The 18,114-nt window shown below is 65.8% G+C and carries 17 protein-coding genes; 3 read left to right on the top strand and 14 right to left on the bottom strand.

What is annotated here, in order from left to right; all coding sequences use genetic code 11:
• The first annotated feature begins 9 nt into the window (after positions 1-9).
• Together EN857_RS10535 and dhaL are read left to right on the top strand one after the other, a co-directional pair.
• Positions 10-1,023: a dihydroxyacetone kinase subunit DhaK gene (locus EN857_RS10535; RefSeq protein ID WP_189379608.1), complete on the top strand. Its 1,014-nt coding sequence runs from the start codon at positions 10-12 to the stop codon at positions 1,021-1,023.
• Positions 1,024-1,034: 11 nt separating this feature from the next.
• On the top strand, positions 1,035-1,673 hold the full coding sequence (gene dhaL / locus EN857_RS10530; RefSeq protein ID WP_127285485.1) for a dihydroxyacetone kinase subunit DhaL: 639 nt from the start codon (positions 1,035-1,037) through the stop codon (positions 1,671-1,673).
• Here the strand turns inward: dhaL and EN857_RS10525 are convergent.
• The 3 genes from EN857_RS10525 to EN857_RS10515 are packed head-to-tail and all read right to left on the bottom strand — an operon-like array spanning position 1,670 to position 3,681.
• Positions 1,670-2,110 (bottom strand): RpiB/LacA/LacB family sugar-phosphate isomerase, encoded by a 441-nt coding sequence (locus EN857_RS10525; RefSeq protein ID WP_127285484.1) that lies wholly within the window; start codon positions 2,108-2,110, stop codon positions 1,670-1,672. The genes dhaL and EN857_RS10525 overlap by 4 nt on opposite strands.
• A gap of 28 nt (positions 2,111-2,138) precedes the next feature.
• Positions 2,139-2,924 (bottom strand): triose-phosphate isomerase, encoded by a 786-nt coding sequence (locus tag EN857_RS10520; protein ID WP_127285483.1) that lies wholly within the window; start codon positions 2,922-2,924, stop codon positions 2,139-2,141.
• A complete protein-coding gene (locus EN857_RS10515) occupies positions 2,911-3,681 on the bottom strand; it encodes a DeoR/GlpR family DNA-binding transcription regulator (RefSeq protein ID WP_127285482.1) in 771 nt (256 codons plus the stop codon). Before EN857_RS10515 ends, EN857_RS10520 begins: the two co-directional genes overlap by 14 nt.
• A gap of 267 nt (positions 3,682-3,948) precedes the next feature.
• Between EN857_RS10515 and fba the strand changes: the two genes are divergently transcribed.
• Positions 3,949-5,013 (top strand): class II fructose-bisphosphate aldolase, encoded by a 1,065-nt coding sequence (fba, locus tag EN857_RS10510; protein WP_127392880.1) that lies wholly within the window; start codon positions 3,949-3,951, stop codon positions 5,011-5,013.
• A gap of 54 nt (positions 5,014-5,067) precedes the next feature.
• On the opposite strand, the gene EN857_RS10505 is transcribed toward fba, so the two are convergent.
• From EN857_RS10505 to EN857_RS10455, 11 genes are all read right to left on the bottom strand, one after another.
• Entirely contained in the window at positions 5,068-6,009 is a 942-nt protein-coding gene (locus tag EN857_RS10505) for a TIM barrel protein (RefSeq protein WP_127287349.1), read from the bottom strand.
• 80 nt (positions 6,010-6,089) lie between these two features.
• Positions 6,090-7,163: a class II aldolase/adducin family protein gene (locus tag EN857_RS10500; RefSeq protein ID WP_135858519.1), complete on the bottom strand. Its 1,074-nt coding sequence runs from the start codon at positions 7,161-7,163 to the stop codon at positions 6,090-6,092.
• Positions 7,163-8,680 (bottom strand): glycerol-3-phosphate dehydrogenase, encoded by a 1,518-nt coding sequence (locus EN857_RS10495; protein ID WP_127286818.1) that lies wholly within the window; start codon positions 8,678-8,680, stop codon positions 7,163-7,165. Before EN857_RS10495 ends, EN857_RS10500 begins: the two co-directional genes overlap by 1 nt.
• 34 nt (positions 8,681-8,714) lie before the next feature.
• The gene (locus tag EN857_RS10490; RefSeq protein ID WP_127392883.1) at positions 8,715-9,755 is read right to left on the bottom strand and encodes a 2-hydroxyacid dehydrogenase; all 1,041 of its coding nucleotides are present in this window, start codon (positions 9,753-9,755) and stop codon (positions 8,715-8,717) included.
• Positions 9,756-9,765: 10 nt separating this feature from the next.
• On the bottom strand, positions 9,766-11,319 hold the full coding sequence (locus EN857_RS10485; protein WP_127286816.1) for an FGGY-family carbohydrate kinase: 1,554 nt from the start codon (positions 11,317-11,319) through the stop codon (positions 9,766-9,768).
• Entirely contained in the window at positions 11,319-12,443 is a 1,125-nt protein-coding gene (locus tag EN857_RS10480; RefSeq protein ID WP_127392155.1) for an ABC transporter ATP-binding protein, read from the bottom strand. The genes EN857_RS10485 and EN857_RS10480 overlap by 1 nt, the downstream gene beginning before the upstream one ends.
• Positions 12,440-13,558, bottom strand: a complete 1,119-nt coding sequence (locus EN857_RS10475) for an ABC transporter ATP-binding protein (protein ID WP_127392156.1) — start codon at positions 13,556-13,558, stop codon at positions 12,440-12,442. The genes EN857_RS10480 and EN857_RS10475 overlap by 4 nt, the downstream gene beginning before the upstream one ends.
• Positions 13,559-13,563: 5 nt before the next feature.
• Positions 13,564-14,421 carry a carbohydrate ABC transporter permease gene (locus EN857_RS10470; RefSeq protein WP_127284685.1) on the bottom strand — a complete coding sequence of 286 codons (858 nt, stop codon included), beginning with the start codon at positions 14,419-14,421 and terminating at the stop codon, positions 13,564-13,566.
• Between the two features lie 9 nt (positions 14,422-14,430).
• Entirely contained in the window at positions 14,431-15,351 is a 921-nt protein-coding gene (locus tag EN857_RS10465; protein WP_126056079.1) for a sugar ABC transporter permease, read from the bottom strand.
• A 153-nt stretch (positions 15,352-15,504) separates the two neighbouring features.
• Positions 15,505-16,950, bottom strand: a complete 1,446-nt coding sequence (locus EN857_RS10460; protein ID WP_127284684.1) for an extracellular solute-binding protein — start codon at positions 16,948-16,950, stop codon at positions 15,505-15,507.
• A gap of 45 nt (positions 16,951-16,995) precedes the next feature.
• Positions 16,996-17,970, bottom strand: coding sequence for a sugar-binding transcriptional regulator (locus EN857_RS10455; RefSeq protein ID WP_127284683.1), 975 nt, complete (start codon positions 17,968-17,970; stop codon positions 16,996-16,998).
• Positions 17,971-18,114: the final 144 nt, after the last annotated feature.

Here is an 18,114-nt window from a genome sequence, read left to right as displayed (position 1 = left end):
ATCGGGAGGATGCCGGTGCAGACCAAGAAGATCATCAACGACGGCAACCGTTCCGTCGACGAGATGCTGGAAGGAATACTGGCCGCGCATCCTCGCCACCTCAGGAGCGTGGACGGCAGCCCGCGCTCGATCATCGCCCGCGACGGGCCGCGGCCAGGCAAGGTCGGGCTGGTCATCGGTGGCGGCTCGGGCCACGAGCCGACCTTTCTCGGCTTCGTCGGCAAGGGGCTGGCGGATGCCGCGGCGATCGGCAATGTCTTTGCCTCGCCGCCGCCGGACCCGATCCTCGAATGCGCCAAGGCGGTGAGCGGCGGCGCGGGCGTCCTGTTCATGTACGGCAACTATGCCGGCGACGTGATGAATTTCGACATGGCGGCCGAGATGGCGGCGATGGACGACATCGAGGTGCGCACGGTGCTGACCACCGACGACGTCGCCTCGGCGCCGCGCGACCAGCGGCAGAAGCGGCGCGGCGTCGCCGGCAATTTCTTCATCTTCAAGGCGGCGGGCGCTGCCTGCGAGCGCATGCTCTCCTTCGACGAGGTCGAGCGCATCGCCAGGAAGGCCAACGACCACACCTTCACCATGGGCGTGGCGCTGTCGCCCTGCTCGCTGCCGCAGACGCGGCGGCCGAACTTCGAGATCGGCGCCGACGAGATGGAGATCGGCATGGGCATCCATGGCGAGCCCGGCATCGCGCGCGGCAAGCTCAGGACCGCTGACGAGATCACCGACGAGATGCTGGACAGGATCATTGCCGAGATGGCGCCGTCGCGTGGCGACAAGGTCGCGGTGTTGGTCAACTCGCTCGGCTCGACGCCGTTGATGGAGCTCTACATCATGAACCGGCGCGTCAAGCAGCGGCTCGACGACATCGGCGTCTCGGTGCATGCGACCTGGGTCGGCAATTACTGCACCTCGCTCGAAATGGCTGGCGCCTCGCTGACACTGGAGCATCTCGACGGCGAGTTGCAGACCCTGCTCGACCATCCGTGCGACTGCGCCATGTTCCGCGCCGGCTGAGGGGACTGTCCATGACCGCCATCGGAACGGCAGAGCTGAAGACAATGTTCGTCGCCATCGCCGCGGCGATCGAGGCCGACAAGGACCGGCTCTGCCAGCTCGACGGCGTCATCGGCGACGCCGACCACGGCATCGCGATGGCGCTCGGCTTCAATGCCGCGCGCGATGCGCTCGCCGCGCTCGACCTTGTGGCGATCGAGCCGACGGCGCTGCTCAACACTGCGGCGAAATCCTTCCTCAACGCCGTCGGCGCCTCATCGGGACCTCTTTACGCGACCGCCTTGATGCGCGCCGCCGCCGCCGTCAAAGGCAAGGCGACGCTGGCGGCAGACGATGTGATCGCCATGGTCCAGGCGATGGCGCAAGGCATCAAGGATCGCGGCAAGGCCGAAATCGGCGAAAAGACGATGATCGACGCCTGGCAGCCGGCGGCCGAGGCGGCCGCCGCCGCGCATGCCGCGGGCAAAAGCCTGGCCGAGAGCCTGCAGGCCGCGCTGACCGCCGCCGAACGCGGCGCCGAAGCGACCAAGGACATGATCGCGGCCAAGGGCCGATCCTCGCGGCTTGGCGAGCGTTCGCTCGGCCATATCGACCCGGGTGCTGCCTCGGCCGTCACCGTCATCGGCGCGATGCGAAGCAGTCTCAATTAGGCCTTTGCTGCATCCAAACGGTTGATCGCCTGAACATTGCCGGCCGACGGCCCCTTCTCGTCGAATTCCGAGGCGAGCCAGGTATCGACGATCGCCTTGGCGAGCTCCGGACCGATGACGCGGGCGCCCATGGTGATAATCTGGGCATTGTTGGATTTCGCCGCGCGCTCGGCCGAATAGGTGTCGTGGGTGAGTGCGGCGCGGATGCCCGGCACCTTGTTGGCCGAGATCGAGACGCCGATGCCGGTGCCGCAGAACAGGATGCCGCGATCGTTCTCGCCGTCGACGATGGTCTGGGCGAGTTTCTGCGACAGGTCGGCATAGAAGCCGGCCTGGCTGAGGTCGCTGACGGTCAGGCCGGGCTTGGTGGCGAGGTGGGCGGCGATGACGTCGAGCAGCGGCTTGCCGGCGCTGTCGGCTCCGATGGCTATTCTCATGGTCGTGTCCTTTCCTGGTCGGATGATGTCAGATCGCGGCTGAGGCGCGCTGGAGGATGTCGATGTAGCCCTCCGCCTGCCAGGCGGAGCGGCCGATGAAGAGGCCGTCGATGTTTGGCTGGCCGATCAGTTCGGCGGCATTGCCGGGGTTGACGCTGCCGCCATAGAGCACCGGCGGCACGGCAGGCAGCAGGCCGCCGGCAACCGTCTTGATCAGCGCCTGCTGCCTGTCGGCATAGTCGGAGCTGGCCGGAATGCCCTTGTCGCCGATCGCCCAGACCGGCTCATAGGCGAACAGGATCTTTGCGCCCCTCGCCTCGCCTTCGAGGAATTGCAGCGCGCCCTCGACCTGCGCGGTCAGCACCGCATCGGCCTTGCCGCTCTCGCGCTCGGCCAGCGTTTCGCCGACGCAGATCAGCGGGATCAGGCCGTGCTTGGCCGCCGCCGCCGTCTTCAGGCCGACCGTGTGGTCGGTCTCGCCGAAATGCTCGCGCCGTTCGCTGTGGCCGAGCTCGACCAGGTCGAGGCCGCAATCCCCAAGCATCAGCGGCGAGATCTCACCGGTCCAGGCGCCGGCATCGGCCCAGTGCATGTTCTGGGCGCCAACCTTGATGCGCGTCGGGGCCAGCGCCTGCTTGACCTCGCGCACCGCCGTGAAGGGCGGAATGACGAAGGGCTGGATGCGCTGGTCGAACCCCGGCGCGAAGCCGGCCAGCGCCCTGGCGAAAGCGAGCGCCTCGGCGAGCGTCTTGTTCATCTTCCAGCTTGTACCGACCCAGTAGACCACGCGTACCGCTCCCCTATTCCTTGCCATCGACAACCGTCAGTGAAACCCCTGTGGCTTCCAGCTCGTCCCGCACGGGCTGGCCGAGTTCGCTGCCGGTGAAGACCGCGTCGAACGCCTTGAGGTCGGTGAGAAAATGCAGCGCCGTGCGGCCGAACTTGCCGTGATCGACCAGCAGATATTTCCGCCCCGCGGCCGCCATCATGAGGCGCTTGGTCTGCACCACCTCCTCGTCCTGGTGAAAGGCCGAGGCGCCGTGGATGGCTGAGGACGAGAGGAAGGCGACGTCCGCGCGCAGCGATTTCAGCGTCTCCTCGGCGAGCAGGCCGAAGAAGCCGTGGAACTTCTTGCTGTACTGGCCGCCAAGCGCGATGAGCGTGATGCCGCCAACACCGGCGAGGTCCTGGATGACGGCCAGATTGTTGGAGATCACGGTCAGCGGGCGAAGATCGGCGAGGTGCCCTGCAATGCCGCCCGCCGTCGAGCCGTCGTCGATGATCACCGTCTGCCCCGGCTCGATCATGGCGACGGCGGCGGCGGCAAGGCGCTGCTTCTCACCGACCGCCTGCTTTTGCCGGTAGCGGAAATCGCTCTCGAACAGGCCGCTCGGCTGGATCGAGGCGCCGCCTCGCACCTTGCGCAGGAATCCGCTCTCCTCAAGCTCGTCGAGGTCGCGATGAACGGTCATCTTCGAGACGCCGAAGCGCGCGGCGAGATCCTCGACGGAGGCCGTGCCGGCCTCCATTAGGAAATCCATGACGCCTTGCCGGCGGCTGTCGCTCTTCATTCCGCGGTTCCTCCGAGCGTCCGGGCGCTTTGGTCGCTCTTCCATATATAACAACGGATATCGCATTCATATCATAATATCTGTGATAATGTGACAATGGCGTGGGATTTTCCTTTGCCGGAGATTGCCGACCTGTAACAAGAATTGCTCCCTGCGACGTGCCGGACGGTTGCGGTCCGCCGGGATTCCGGCCAGAAGCATCGGCGGGCTGGACGACGGTCGAACAGCCAGCAACCGAATTCGAAACCAGTTACGGGAGACTATTGGGTGGCTCGCATCACACTGAGACAATTGCTCGACCATGCCGCCGAACACGGCTATGGCGTGCCGGCCTTCAACATGAACAACATGGAACAGGGCCTCGCCATCATGGAGGCGGCCGAGGAGACCAAGTCGCCGGTCATCCTGCAGGCCAGCCGCGGCGCGCGCGCCTATGCCAATGACGTGGTGCTTGCCAAGCTGATCGACGCGCTGGTCGAAATCCACCCCGACATCCCGGTCTGCATGCATCTCGACCACGGCAACAACGAAGCCACCTGCGTCACCGCGATCCAGTACGGCTTCACCTCGGTGATGATGGACGGCTCGCTCAAGGAAGACGGCAAGTCGCCGGCCGACTACGCCTACAATTCAGGCATCACGCGCCGCGTCGTCGACATGGCGCATTGGGGCGGCGTCTCGGTCGAAGGCGAGATCGGCGTGCTCGGCTCGCTTGAGAGCGGCGGCGGCGAGCAGGAAGACGGCCATGGCGTCGAAGGCGCGATCAGCCACGACCAGCTTCTGACCGATCCGGAACAGGCGGTGGAGTTCGTCAAGGACACGCATGTCGACGCGCTGGCGGTTGCCATGGGCACCAGCCACGGCGCCTACAAATTCTCGCGCAAGCCGGACGGCGCGGTGCTGGCGATGAACGTGATCGAGGAGATCCACCGCCGCCTGCCGAACATGCACCTGGTCATGCACGGCTCGTCGTCGGTGCCGGAGGATCTGCAGGAGACCATCAACAAGTACGGCGGCCAGATGAAGCCAACCTGGGGCGTTCCGGTCGAGGAGATCCAGCGCGGCATCAAGCACGGCGTGCGCAAGATCAACATCGACACCGACAACCGCATGGCGCTGACCGGCGCCATCCGCAAGGTGCTGACCGAGAACCCGAGCGAGTTCGACCCGCGCAAATACCTGACGCCGGCCATGGCGGCGATGAAGAAGCTCTGCAAGGAGCGCTTCGAGCAGTTCGGCACCGCCGGCAATGCGCCGAAGATCAAGCCGATCCCGCTGTCGGACATGGCCAAGCGCTACAAGGCGGGCAGCCTCGATCCGAAGTTCGGCTGAGTTACATCTGATCGAGAGTTCAAGGGCGGGAGCCATAGCGGCTCCCGCCCTTTTTCATTTTGGTCGCGGCCTCAGGTCCGCCCTGCCGGCGTCGATGAACGGCGTCCAGTAGTCGACCGATTCACGGATCATGGCGACGACCTGGTGATCGACCGGCTCGCGCTCGCGGAATGACAGCTCCAGGCAGATCTCGTTGTCGGTGCCGCCGCCGCGCCGCACCGTCTCCAGGAATTTCTCCGGAGTAATGCGGCCATCCCTGTTGTAGGCGGCGGTGAATGGCCAGTGGCCACCCTTGTTCATCGACGACTGCTTGATGTGGATGATCGGCGACTCTTTCGGGAAGGCCTCGGCCCAGGCGTAAGGGTCGATGTCGGCGGGGTTGCTGGAGGTGACGTCGCCATGGTCGATGTCGACCATCATCTGCAGCGGGATGGCCAAGCCCGCTGCCTCGATCTCCCGGTGCAGCGCGCGGCAGCTGTCGATGGTATGGCCGAATTCACGGCCGACCGACATCGGCTCCCAGAACAGGTAGGTGAGGCCAGCCGCCTTGGCATGATCGGCGACCTCGCGCCAGCATTCCATCGCGATGTCGAGCAGCCGGGCGCGGCGTTCGGGATCGTCGTAGTCCCTGTGGGTGAAGATCGCGAATTGCGTGCCGATGCCGCTGGCGCCGAGCTCGGCCGAGATGGCGGCGAAGGTCTTGAACCAGTCGACATAGTAGCGGCGCACGTCGGCATCGGGATGGCCGAAATGGTTGAGCCGACCATAGGGGCCGGTCATGCCGGACGTGATGCGCACGCCGGTGCGGGCAAGTGCTGCCTGGAACAGCCGGACGAACTTGGCGATCGTCGCCGCCGGCCAGCCGGGATTGACGAATTCATGTGTGAGCTGGACGTCCCTTATGCCGATGTCATAGGCGATGGCGTCGATCAGGTCGTCCGGATCGGCAAAGCGGTTGACCAGCGGATTGGTGTTGAGGGAGAGCGTGAAGGCCAAATTCCAGTCTCCTGTTCAGGCCTGCCCGACGGCGTGGCGATCGATGGCGCACGCACCCGAACTGCCGGCATGAAGCGCAATCATTGCAGCACGCTGCCGGCGCGCCGGTTGAGCTCCTGGCGGTATTTCTCGGCGTCCCAGTTCAGGAGCTCGGCATTCTCCTCGATGCTGAGATAGTTGACGCGCGCCGTCGGATCGACGCGGATGGCGACATCGGCAAGGCAGCGCGCCATCGCCTCGGCGCCGGCATTGGCATCCCGGCGCATCAATATGCCCTTGCCCGGGAAAAGGATGGAGGCGGGTGCCGGCTGCCCGCCGGCCGTTGTCCGCGCCACCACGGCAGCGGCATTCTCGTTCGGACCGGCGATCACCGAGCCTATGCCGAGGAAGATGACGTGGTCCGGGTAAAGGCTGCCCGACGCGACGATCCGGCAACTGGCGAGATCGGTGGCGGCGGCATGGGCCTCGACCGCGACCGGAAGGCGGTAATCGCTGCCCATGGCCAGCCTGAGCAGCGCGTCGAGGTCGGGCGCCGGCGCTTTGCGCGGCGCGCGGGCAAGCAGGCCGGTAACGCGCCGCAGCAGCAGGTTTGCTTCGGCGACTGTGTCGGCGGCCACGACCAGCCCATGATTGCCGAGGACGAGGACGTCGGTGCGCGGCTTCAGCCGTTCGGCAATGCCCTGCGCCAGCGGCAGGCCCGGGCGGCGATAGGGCACGAAGGCCCAGTCGAGGCCGCGCAGACGCTCCTCCAGCAGCGCCTCGGCATTGGTCTGCACGGCGATGGCGATGGTCTCGACGCAGTGGACATGGACGACGACCTTTTGCGGCAGCAATGCATGCACCGTCGTCTCGATGGACGGCCGCAACTGGTGCGGGTTGAGCTCGGCAAGCGTGAATGCGGCGGTCTTCTCGGCCGCCGGGTCCTTGCGCGCGACGGCATCGAGCAAGGGCGACAGCTCCACGGGCACCATGATGTCGGCTGTCGCCGCATTCATCAGCCAGGTGCCGGACGCCTTGATCCACAGCACACCGGCTTGCTTGAGCGAGGTGTTGCCACCGGCGCCCTGGACCAGCAGAGGATCGGCGCCAACACTGGCCGACAGGACACGCAACGCCTGCAATTCGACGGCATCGTGATCAATGCGAGCTGCCATCAGCCGGCCTTTGCCAAACGGTTGGCGCACCAGTCCTCGAAGGCCCCTCTCTCGGCGGCCGAGAGATGCAGGCCGTGCTTGGTGCGGCGGTCCAGGATGTCGGCAGCAGTCGACGCCCACTCATGCTCGAACAGGTAGCTCGCCTCGCGCTCGAAGAAATCCTTGCCGAAGCGCCGCCCGAGCTGTTCGAGCGATCCGGCATTGCCGACGATTGAACGGGTGCGCGTGCCGTAGAGCCGGCCATAGTGCTTGAGCAGCGACGCCGGCATCCAGGGGTAGTCGCGGCCGAGATCGCCGAGGAACTGCTCGAAATCGGCATTTGCGATGTCGCCGCCCGGCAGATGCGCACCGGACGTCCACGCCTTGCCCATCTTCGGAAAGAACGGCTCGATGCGGTCGAGCGCGTGCTCGGCGAGCTTGCGGAAGGTGGTGATCTTGCCGCCGAAGACGGAGAGCAGCGGCGCCTGCCCGGTCGGCGCATCGAGCTCGAAGATGTAGTCGCGCGTCACCGCGCTCGGATTGTCGGCATTGTCGTCGTAGAGCGGCCTGACGCCGGAGAAGGAATAGACGACGTCGCCGCGCGTCAGCCCGCGCTTGAAGTAGCGATTGACGACCTTGATCAGGTAGTCGATCTCGCTCTCCTCCGCCGCCACGTCTTCCGGCCGCCCTTCATAGGGAATGTCGGTGGTGCCGATCAGCGCCAGGTCGTTCTGATAGGGATTGATGAAGATGACGCGCTTGTCGTTGTTCTGGACGAGATAAGCCTGCCGCCCTTCCCAGAATTTCGGCACGACGATGTGGCTGCCCTTGACCAGGCGGACGTTGCGCTTGGAGTTCTGCCCGGCGACGCGGTTGACGACGTCGTTGACCCAGGGACCGGCGGCGTTGATCAGCGCGCGCGCCCGCACCGCGGTCCTCACGCCGGTCCTGCCGTCGCGCATCTCGACCGACCACAGGCCTTTGTCGCGGCGGGCGGCGGTGCAAGCGGTGCGGGTGAAGACTTTCGCCCCGCGCTCCGCCGCGTCCAGCGCGTTGATGACGACGAGGCGGGCATCGTCGACCCAGCAGTCGGAATATTCGAAGCCGCGTCTGAAAGCGTCCTTGATCGGCGCGCCCTCCGGCGCCGTGCGCAAGTTCAGCGTGCGGGTGGGCGGCAGCCGCTTGCGGCCGCCGAGATGGTCGTAGAGGAAGAGGCCGATGCGGACCAGCCAGGCCGGGCGATCGTCGGGGCTGTGCGGCAGCACGAAGCGCATCGGCCAGATGATGTGGGGCGCGGATTCCAGGAGCACCTCGCGCTCGATCAACGCCTCGCGCACCAGGCGGAACTCGTAATATTCGAGATAGCGCAGGCCGCCATGAACCAGCTTGCCCGAACGCGAGCTGGTGCCTTCGGCGAGATCGTCCTTCTCGCACAAGATGACGGACAGGCCACGGCCGGCGGCGTCGCGCGCGATGCCGGCGCCGTTGACGCCGCCGCCGATGACGAAAAGGTCGACAATGTCGCCGTCGCCGCTCATCTCGCCGAACCCTCTGCACAACGCTTCATGGCGGTCAGCACGGATTGACCGGCGGCAGGCCGGCGATGTAGCGGCGCACTTCCTCGGCCACCTGCTCTGCCGCGTAGGTAACGGTGCGCACCGAGGCGCCGGCGATGTGCGGGGTCAGCGTCACATTCGGCAGCTGCAGCAGCGGCCAGTCCGAAGGCACCGGCTCGATCGCGAAGGTTTCCAGCATGGCGCTGGCGATATGGCCGGCGACCAGCGCCTCGTAAAGCGCGTCATAGTCGACCAGCGGCCCGCGCGCGGTGTTGATGAAGATCACGCCGGGCTTCATGCCGGCGATGGTGTCCTTGTTGATCAGGCCGCGGGTTTCCGCGGTCACCCGCGAATGCAGGGTGACCACGTCGGAGCGCGACAGAAGTTCGTCGAGCGAGACCAGCTCGACGCCGGCATTGCGGTCGTCCGCGCTCAGCTGCACGTAGGGATCGCAGACCAGGACGCGGCAGCCGAAGGCGCGCAGCAGGCGCACCACTTTGGTGCCGATATTGCCGTAGCCGACGACACCGACGGTCATCTCGCTGAGCTCGCGGCCGGTGCGGTCGGCGCGATAGAGATCGCCGCGCCATTCGCCCTTGCGCAAGGCCTCGTGGCCGACGCGGATCAGCCGCGTCTCGGCGAGGATGGCGCCGATGGTGAATTCGGCCACCGCGCTCGCATTGCGGCCTGGAACGTTGACGACGCGGATGTCGTGAGCCTTGGCGGCCGCCATGTCGATGTTGATCGGTCCGCCGCGCGACACAGCGACCAATTTCAGCGCCGGAAGGCGCCGCATCATTCCATCCGAGAGCGGAGCGAGCTGGGTGACCAGGATCTCGGCATCGCCGACAAAATCGACCACCTCGTCCGGATGGCCGAAATACTCCTTGACTTTGTCGAGGCCGAGCGCGGTGTTGCCGAACTCCATCGGCTCGTCGGGCCACGCGGTTTCCAGCGTGCGGATGTCGAGGCTGTTGCCGCAGGCCTTCTCGATCTCAGTCCGAAAGACCTCCGGAAGCATGAAACGGTCGCCGATGATCGCAATTTTCCTGTGCATGCTCGACTTCTCAATCTGCCTTGGTCGCGGCCATCGACCGCCAGACCGGACGCAGCGCCTCGTGCGCCAATGTGTAGGATGGCGCCATCCTGTCGTAGATGGCGGCGAGTTCCGGGTCGCTCGGCTCGGCCTCGCCAAGCAGGGGGGTGACCCATTCGGCGACGCAATCGTCCATTGACCGGTAGAGGCCGACGCAGACCGCTGCGATCATGGCGGCACCGGCGGCACCCGCCTCCTCGCGTTCGCTGGTGCGGGTGGCGGCGCCGACGGCGGCGCCAAGGATCTTGCGCAGCGCCGGGCTGCGCGCCGCGCCGCCGGTAAGGCGGATTTCCCGCGGCAGCGGGCCCATAGCGGCGTAGCAATCGCGCGAAGCGAAGGCGAGCCCTTCGAAGACGGCGCGCACCATGTCGGCATAGCCGTGGCGGGAGGAGATGCCGACGAAGCCGGCCCTCGCATTGGCATCGACGAACGGACCGCGCTCGCCGGCCTCGGACACATAGGGCTGGTAGATCAGCGAGGCCGGCTTGGACGACGAAATCCAGTCATCGACCAGCGCGATCATCTCACCGTTCGAGCGCGAAATGCCTTGCGAGGCGAGGATGCCGGAAGCGAGGCCAAGCACCCAGTCGATGTTGAGCGTCGCCGCCATGTTCGACTGCAGCTGGGCAAACACGCCCGGCGCCGGCATGGTCATGGTGTAGCCGGTCTTCGCTTCGTTGAGCTGCACCTCGTCCGGTGTCTCGGCAAGTCGCATATGCATGCCGGTTGAGCCGATGATGGTGCAGCCGGGCTTGTGCTTGCGGTCGAACAGGCCGGCGCCGAGCGCGGTACAGACCACGTCGACATAGGTCAGCACGACCGGCGTGCCGGCGGTGAGCCCGGTCGCGTCGGCCGCGGCCTTTGACAGGCCGGCGCTGTGCCTGGTGCCGTCGACGATCGGCGGCAGAAGGTGCCTGAGGTCGGCGACGCCGAGCACGTCGAGCACCTCGTCGCTGTAGTCGCGGGTGCGGAAATCGCCGAAGGTGAAGGTCCCTTCCGAAGGGTCGGTGGCGCGCTCGCCGGTCAGCTTGAAATAGAGCCAGTCCTTGCAGTGGAACGCCGTCGCGGCCCTCTCGAGCATGGCCGGCATGTTTCGCTTCATGAAGACGAACTGCGATCCCTGCTGGCAGGCGGCAAGCCCGCTGCCGGTCTTTTCGAAGCGCAGCCGGTCCTCCGGCCGTGCCCGGATCTCCTCGACGATCCTGGCGGCGCGCGCATCGAGCCACAGCCAGCCCTTGGCCACCGGTTCGCCGGCCTTGTCGATCAGCCAGGTGCCGTCGCCCTGCCCGGTCACCGCGATGGCGATCACCCGGCTGGCGAGGTCCGGCACCTTGTCGGCCAACTGGCGCAAGGTGGTCGCCGTATCGGCCCAGGTGCGCGCCAGGTCCTGCTCGGCGCCACCGCCCGGCAGCGTTTCGTAGCGATTCGCCAGCGCGGTGGCCGCGATCTGCCGGCCCGCCCTGTCGAAGGCGACGGACTTGATGACAGACGTGCCGGCGTCGATGCCGATCAGCACATCCCGCATCAGGCAAGCTCCATCCCGTGCGAAATCGCCTTGCCGTCGGCCTGGTCGAAGACGTGCAGGTTCTTCGGATCGATGCTGACTTTGATCGGCGCCCCGAGCTCGAGGCGGGTGCGGTCGTGCTCGACCAGCACCAGCGAGCCGCCGGCAAAATCGGCGGCGATGTGGGTCTGGTCGCCGAGCCATTGATTGGCCGAGACGGTGGCCGGCACGCCGTCCTTCGAGCGGCGCACCGCGTAGGGCCTGACGCCGATGACGACACGCTCGCGGGCGAGCAGCTGGTCGCGCACCGGGCCGCTGAAGGCATCCTTGTCGTAGTCGAGCGAGAGCCCGTCGGGGAGCTTCAGGCTGATCTTGCCGGCAGTCGTGCCGACAAAGGCCTCGAAGACATTCATCGGCGGCTCGCCGACGAAGGTGCCGGTGAACAGGTTCGCCGGCCGCCGCTTGATCATGTCGGGCGTGTCGAACTGCTGCAGCACGCCGCCTTCCATCACCGCGATGCGGTCGGCGAGCGCGTTGGCCTCGGTCTGGTCGTGGGTGACCAGGATCGCGGTCAGGCCGCGCTCCTTGATGAAGTGCTTGATGCGGCCACGCAGCACGGCGCGCAACTGCGGCTCGAGCTGCCCCATCGGCTCGTCGAGCAGATGCAGGTCCGCCTCGCGGATCAAGGCGCGGCCGAGGCTGGCGCGCTGCTGCTGGCCGCCGGAGATCGAGCTCGGATAGCGCTCGAGGATGTCCTCGATCTCGAGCAGCTTGGCGATGCTGGCGACCTTGGCGTCGACGTCGCTCTTCGAAAGCCTTGCCGCCTTGAGAGCGAAGGCCATGTTCTCGCGCACGGTGAGCGGCGGATAGAGCGAATAGCCCTCGAAGGCCATCGCCACGTTGCGCTTGACCGGCGCCAGCGTGTGCACCTTGCGGCCGGCGACGGCGATCTCGCCACGCGAAACCTCCTCGAAGCCGGCGATCATGCGCAGCGTCGAGGTCTTGCCGCAGCCCGACGAGCCGAGCAGCGCCACGATCTCGCCCCTGGCGATCTCCATCGTCAGCTGCTTCACCGCATGCACGCCGCGGTCGATCGGGCCGTAGAACTTGTCGACGCCGGAAATGGTGAGGGCGCTGGCGCTCATGCCGCTTCTCCGCTGCGCAAAGTGACGACCTTGTTGGCGCCGATGCGCTCGCCGCTGGCATGATCGAACAGCAGCGCGCTTTTGCCGTCGACGGCGACATGCGCCTTGCCCTCGGTCTGGCCCGGCGTTCCAGCAGGGCGCGAAACCAGGATTTCACGGCCGCGCACGGTGCGCACCAAGGTGACGATCTTTTCGTTGAGCGGCGTCTCGGCCTCGACGGTCACAGGAACGGCGCCGGGCGTGGCCTCACCGACGAAACTCAGCGCCTCGGGCCGCAGGCCGATAACGCAGTCGCGCCCGACCGCCGCCTCATAGGCGCCGGCGAGATGGACCTGTACGTTCGACAGGCCGACATAGATGCCCTTGGCGTCGCGCGCCGGCTTGACGTCGAGCAAATTGATGGTCGGGTCGCCGAACAGCCTGGCGATCTCGACATTGGCCGGCTCGCGATAGATCTGCTCGGGCGTGCCGAGCTGGCGGATGACGCCTTGCGACATCACCGCGATGCGGTTGCCGAGCGCCATCGCCTCCTTGTAGTCCTGGGTGACGTAGACGACGGTCGCGCCGCGATCATGCAGGAGCCGCGGCAGTTCAAGCCGCATCTCGAAGCGGAGTTTGGCGTCGACATTGCGCAAGGGATCGTCGAGCAGGAGAATCGGCGGCGAGCCGACCAACGCGCGAGCAAGCGCGGTGCGCTGCTTCTGGCCGTTGGACAGCGCGCGCGGCTTGTGGCTCAGCACATGGTCGATCTTGAGCAGCTTGGCGACGCTCTCGACGCCGGCCTTGATCGCGCCTTGCGAGGAGTGCCTGGCCTGCAGCGGCGTCGCGATGTTGTCGAAGGCGCTCATATGCGGGAACAGCGCGAAGTTCTGGAACGCCATGCCGACGCCGCGGAACTCGGCGTCGACATCGGTCATGTCCTCGCCGCCGATCAGGATCTTGCCCTCGTCGGGATCGATGACGCCGGCAACCATGCGCAGCAGCACCGTCTTGCCGGCGCCGGACGGGCCGAACAGCACCAGCGTCTCGCCGTCGGCGACGCTCAGCGACAGATTGTCGAGGACCGTCTGGCTCTTGTAGCGCTTGACGACATTTTTGAGTTCGAGGCTGGCCATCGGAACTACCCTTTCACGGCGCCGAGCGACAGGCCTTCGACGAGATAGCGCTGCGCGTATAGCGCCAGCGCCAGCGTCGGCGTGATCGACAGCACAATCGCGGCCGAGATCTGGCCATACTGAATGCCGGACGAGGTGATGAAGGCGAGCGCGCCGACCGTCACCGGCTGCTTGTCGGCGGAGGCGAGCACCAGCGCGAAGACGAAATTGTTCCAGGCGAAGATGAAGGCGAGCAGGCCGGCGGCGGCGATGCCCGGCCCGGCAAGCGGCAGCGCGATCTTGCGGAAGGTGGCGAACCAGGAATGGCCGCCGATGCGGTAGGCGTATTCGATGTCGGCCGGGATGTCCTCGAAATAGCCGCGCACGATCCACAGGATCAGCGGCAGGCAGATCAGCTGGTAGACCCAGATCAGGCCGATATAGGTGTTGGCGAGGCCGAGCTTCTGGAAATAGAGCGTGAGCGGCAGCAGCACCAGCAGCGCCGGCGCGAAGCGGAACGACAAGAGCGTGAAGGCGATGTCCTCCGAGCCGCGGAATTTGTGGCGGGCGAAGGCATAGGCGGCGGGCACGCCGAGCAGCAGCGAGACGGCAACCGAGGTCACCGACAGGAACACCGAGTTCCAGAGATTGCGCATGAAGGCGATGTCGAGCGTGCCGGCCGCGGTCACCAGCTTGCCGGTGATCAGCGCCGTGTAGTTGGCGAGCGTCGGCTCGAAGATCAGCTGCGGCGGGATGCGCAGGATGGTCTCGTTGGTCTGGAACGACATCATGAAGATCCAGGCGATCGGGAACATGAAGAAGATCACCACCAGCGTGAGCGCTGCGCCGCGCAGGATGCGTTCGAGAAGCGAGGTGTGTTCCATCCCTGCCTCCTATGCCTGGCCGCGGGCGCGTTCGCGCAGCCGGAGCCAGTTCTTGATGAAGATGTTGGAGAGGAAATAGGTGATCGCCCACAGGATGATCATCAGCGCCGCCGAGCGCCCGACATTGGTCGACTGGAAGAAGTTGAGATAGGCCTCGACCTGGAACACGGTCAGCGTGTCGCCGGGGCCGCCTTGAGTCATCGCGTAGATGATGTCGAACTGCTGGATGGAATCGAGCAGGCGAAACAGCGTCGCCGTCAGGATATAGGGCGTCAGCATCGGCAGGGTGATGCGGAAGAACACGAAGCTCCTCGGCACGCCGTCGAGCGCGGCCGCCTCGAAGGGCTGAGTCGGCAGGCTGCGCAGGCCGGCGAGCAGCAGGATCATGATGAAGGGCGTGTAGACCCAGATGTCGACCAGCACGACGGTGAGCAGCGCGGTCGACGGCGAGGACGCCCAACGGAAGTCCTGCAGGCCTATGAGGCTGGCAAGATAGCTCAGCACGCCGAAGCCGGGATTGGTCATCAGCTTCCACATCAGCGCGGCCAGCGCCGGCGCCGTCATCAGCGGCATCAACAGCATGATCGAGATGAAGTTGTTCAGCGTCGAGCGCTTCTGCAGGAGCATGGCGATGCCGAGGCCGAGCAGCAGTTCGAGCACCACGGTGATGCCGGCATAGAGCAGCGACACCTCGAGCGTGTTCCAGAACTTCGGGTCGGTGAAGAAGGAAATGTAGTTGTCGCCCCAGTTGAACTGCCTGGCCCATGGCTGGCTCAGCCTGTAGCGCTGGAAGGAATAGACCACCGAGGTCAGGAACGGGATCAGGATGCCGATGCAGACCAGGAGCGCCGGCAGGCTGAGGAGATAGGGCAGAACCCGCTTGCTGATCCTGAAGCCGGAGGGTCTGTGGACTGTCGTCGCCGCGGTCATCGCGCTCTTCCGTTATCCCGGTTGCTCCGCCCTGCCGGCCGCCCAAGGGAGCAAGGCGGCCGGTCGGGCGTTGGCGAAGCATACCGCTTCGCCTCGCGAGTGTCGTTGAGGGTCGCGGCTGGCCCGCGCTTGCGCGCCAGCCGCTGCCCGATATCAGCCGAGGCCGGCCTCCTTGAGCTGGCCGTTGATGCTCTCGGCCAGCTTGTCGAGGCCCTCGTCGATCGGCACTTCCTTGGCCACCATCTTCTGCAGCGTCGCGGCCCATTCGGTGGTGAGGTCGAAGAACAGCGGTTGCGCCGTGAACTTGATGCTGGCGCCGGGTGCCGAGGCGTCGAACATCTCGACATAGCCCGGATAGCTCTTGTTCAGCTTCTCACGGAACACCTCGTCCTTCCAGACCGACTGCCGGACCGGATTGACGAAGTCCATCTTGGTGGCGCCGAACAGGCAGTGATCGAGCCCGGAAGCCCACTGCATGAAGTACCAGGTGGCGTCCTTGTCCTTGGAGAAGTTTGACATCGACAGCGACCAGATCCAGATGTTGGGCGTCGGCGCCTTGGCGGCCGGATTGGCCTTGAAGCCGGCGAAGGCGAGCTGGCCGGCCATCTTGTTGGTGCCGCCATTCATGAAGTAGCCGAGGATGTCGGCGTCGAAGATCATCGCCGAGGCGCCGGCGCCGAGATCGGTGCCGACCTGGTACCAGGTGTAGGTCGACCAGTCCTTCGGACCGCTCTCCTGGATCATCTGCACCCATTGCTTGTGGAAGGCCTTGGATTCGGCGGTGTTCATGGCGGCGGACAGCTTGCCGTCGGCCGATACGTTGAGGTCCTTCTGGTCGAAATTGGCGTAAGCCGACAGGAACCCCGGATGGATCGTCGCCCAGGAGCGCGAGCCGCGCACGCCGATGCCGTAGACGCCGCCACCGACATCCTTGGTGAGCTTGGCGGCGGCCGCCACCATCTCGTCCATGCTGCCGGGAACCTTGACGCCGGCCTTGTCGAACATCGCCTTGTTGTAGGTGATGTTGTTCTGCTCGAAGCCCCATGGAATGCACCACTGCTTGGCGTCTTCCGAACCCAGCGCACCGCCCGGCTTGCCGTTCCAGGCGCAGGAGTTCTTGACGCCGGGCAGGAAGTCGTCCCAGGCATATTTCGGATTGGTCTTGGCCGGGTCCTTGATCCATTCGTTGAGGTCGGTGATCCAGCCGGCCGGACCATAGGTCCAGGTCATGTAGGCGCCGGTCATGAAGGCGTCGTATTCGGAGGAGCTCGCCGAGAGCGCGGCGGTGACCTTGTCGAAATAGACGTCCTCCGGGAACACGTCATAGACGACGTTCATGCCGGTCAGCTGCTTGAAATTGTCGAGGTCGGCGATCATCGCGTCGGCATAGGGGTGCTTGTTGAGCAAGAGCTTGATGGTCTTGCCCTTGTGCGCCTGCCAGTCGAAATCGGCGGCGAGCGCGCGGGTCTGGCCCATATTGAGCAGGACGCCGGCGGTGCTGGCGGCGAGGCCCATGGCGCCCAGCCCCCTGATCAGTCCACGGCGGTCGACTTGTCCACGCAGGAACGCGTCGATCAGGTCTTTTTCTTTCTCATGCATGTCCTCTTCTCCTCCACAGGGTAGTTTCAACCAAAGCGGTGCCGGCTACCCGACCGGCGTCTGTTCCACGAGCGATCGCGCCGTCCGCTCGTCGGTTATCAGGCCCTTGAGATAACGGCCCTCCAGCACTGACTTGATGGCGCGAACCTTCACCTTGCCGCCGGCGACGGCGACGATCCTGCGGTTGGCGATGTCCTCCCGCGCCAACGCCAGGGCACGGCTGGAAACCGTGGTCGCCACCGGCTTGCCGGCCTCGTCGAAGAAATGGCCGAGCAGTTCGCCGACGGCGCCGTTGCGGCGAGTCTCCTCCATCTCGGCCTTGTCGATCATGCCGGTGGCGACCAGCGAGGCCTCCTGCTCGGCGGTGCCTATGCCGGCCAGCAGCAGGTCGGCGGATTTCGCCAGATCGAAGACCTCGCTAATGCCCTTCTGGCCGAGCAGCACGGCACGATCCTCCACCGTGTTGGCGAACATCGGCACCGGCATGACATAGGCTTCGGCGCCGGTGCGCTCGGCGAGGCGATGGATCACGTCGTGCGGGTTGGCCGAGAACTTGCGCGTCAGGCCGCCGAGCAGCGAGACGAAGCGGATGCCGTCGGCCGAAATGCGCGGCAGGTACTCCACGCAAGCGGCGAGCGTGCGGCCGTGGCCGACGCCGATCAGCTTGTCCTCGCCGCGCTCGATCTCGCGCTTGAGGAATTGCGCGCCGGCAATGCCAAGCGCCTTGAGCGGCAGGTCTTCCGGATCGAAGTCCGGCACCACTTCGCAATAGTCGAGCCCGTAGCGGCCGGACAGCTCGTCCTCGAGCGCCACGCATTCGGAGATCTCGCCGTCGATATAGACCTTAACCAGCCCTTCCTGGTTGGCCTTGGTGATGAGGCGATGCGCCTTGAGGCTGGTGAGGCCGAGCCGCTTGGCGACCTCGGCCTGGGTCAGACCGCCGGCATAGTGAAGCCAGGCGGCGCGGGCGGCCATGCTGGTCTCGTCGTCGCGCAGGAGGCCATTGCCGAACCCAACCATTTCCGCCCTTTTGATATTTTTATCAGTTGCTGCAAAATTTTTCACAAGGCTTCGCCGGAGTCAAGCGGCGCGTGTCTCAAAATCGTGCGCGGGGTGTGACAGACGGCGCCAGTGCTCCTGGCCCGCCAAGGAACCTTCAGCCCG

Source organism: Mesorhizobium sp. M4B.F.Ca.ET.214.01.1.1 (assembly GCF_004791545.1).
Classification (GTDB): Bacteria; Pseudomonadota; Alphaproteobacteria; order Rhizobiales; family Rhizobiaceae; genus Mesorhizobium; species Mesorhizobium abyssinicae.
Note: the sequence above shows the minus strand (reverse complement) of the source record. Positions and strands in the feature narration are given on the sequence as shown.

What these genes read in the sequence shown, in the direction of transcription:
- EN857_RS10535 (WP_189379608.1), top strand. Translation starts at nt 10, where the DNA reads ATGCCGGTGCAGACCAAGAAGATCATCAACGACGGCAACCGTTCCGTC.
- dhaL (WP_127285485.1), top strand. Translation starts at nt 1,035, where the DNA reads ATGACCGCCATCGGAACGGCAGAGCTGAAGACAATGTTCGTCGCCATC.
- EN857_RS10525 (WP_127285484.1), bottom strand. Translation starts at nt 2,110, where the DNA reads ATGAGAATAGCCATCGGAGCCGACAGCGCCGGCAAGCCGCTGCTCGAC.
- EN857_RS10520 (WP_127285483.1), bottom strand. Translation starts at nt 2,924, where the DNA reads ATGGCAAGGAATAGGGGAGCGGTACGCGTGGTCTACTGGGTCGGTACA.
- EN857_RS10515 (WP_127285482.1), bottom strand. Translation starts at nt 3,681, where the DNA reads ATGAAGAGCGACAGCCGCCGGCAAGGCGTCATGGATTTCCTAATGGAG.
- EN857_RS10500 (WP_135858519.1), bottom strand. Translation starts at nt 7,163, where the DNA reads ATGGCAGCTCGCATTGATCACGATGCCGTCGAATTGCAGGCGTTGCGT.
- EN857_RS10495 (WP_127286818.1), bottom strand. Translation starts at nt 8,680, where the DNA reads ATGAGCGGCGACGGCGACATTGTCGACCTTTTCGTCATCGGCGGCGGC.
- EN857_RS10490 (WP_127392883.1), bottom strand. Translation starts at nt 9,755, where the DNA reads ATGCACAGGAAAATTGCGATCATCGGCGACCGTTTCATGCTTCCGGAG.
- EN857_RS10485 (WP_127286816.1), bottom strand. Translation starts at nt 11,319, where the DNA reads ATGCGGGATGTGCTGATCGGCATCGACGCCGGCACGTCTGTCATCAAG.
- EN857_RS10480 (WP_127392155.1), bottom strand. Translation starts at nt 12,443, where the DNA reads ATGAGCGCCAGCGCCCTCACCATTTCCGGCGTCGACAAGTTCTACGGC.
- EN857_RS10475 (WP_127392156.1), bottom strand. Translation starts at nt 13,558, where the DNA reads ATGGCCAGCCTCGAACTCAAAAATGTCGTCAAGCGCTACAAGAGCCAG.
- EN857_RS10470 (WP_127284685.1), bottom strand. Translation starts at nt 14,421, where the DNA reads ATGGAACACACCTCGCTTCTCGAACGCATCCTGCGCGGCGCAGCGCTC.
- EN857_RS10465 (WP_126056079.1), bottom strand. Translation starts at nt 15,351, where the DNA reads ATGACCGCGGCGACGACAGTCCACAGACCCTCCGGCTTCAGGATCAGC.
- EN857_RS10460 (WP_127284684.1), bottom strand. Translation starts at nt 16,950, where the DNA reads ATGCATGAGAAAGAAAAAGACCTGATCGACGCGTTCCTGCGTGGACAA.
- EN857_RS10455 (WP_127284683.1), bottom strand. Translation starts at nt 17,970, where the DNA reads ATGGTTGGGTTCGGCAATGGCCTCCTGCGCGACGACGAGACCAGCATG.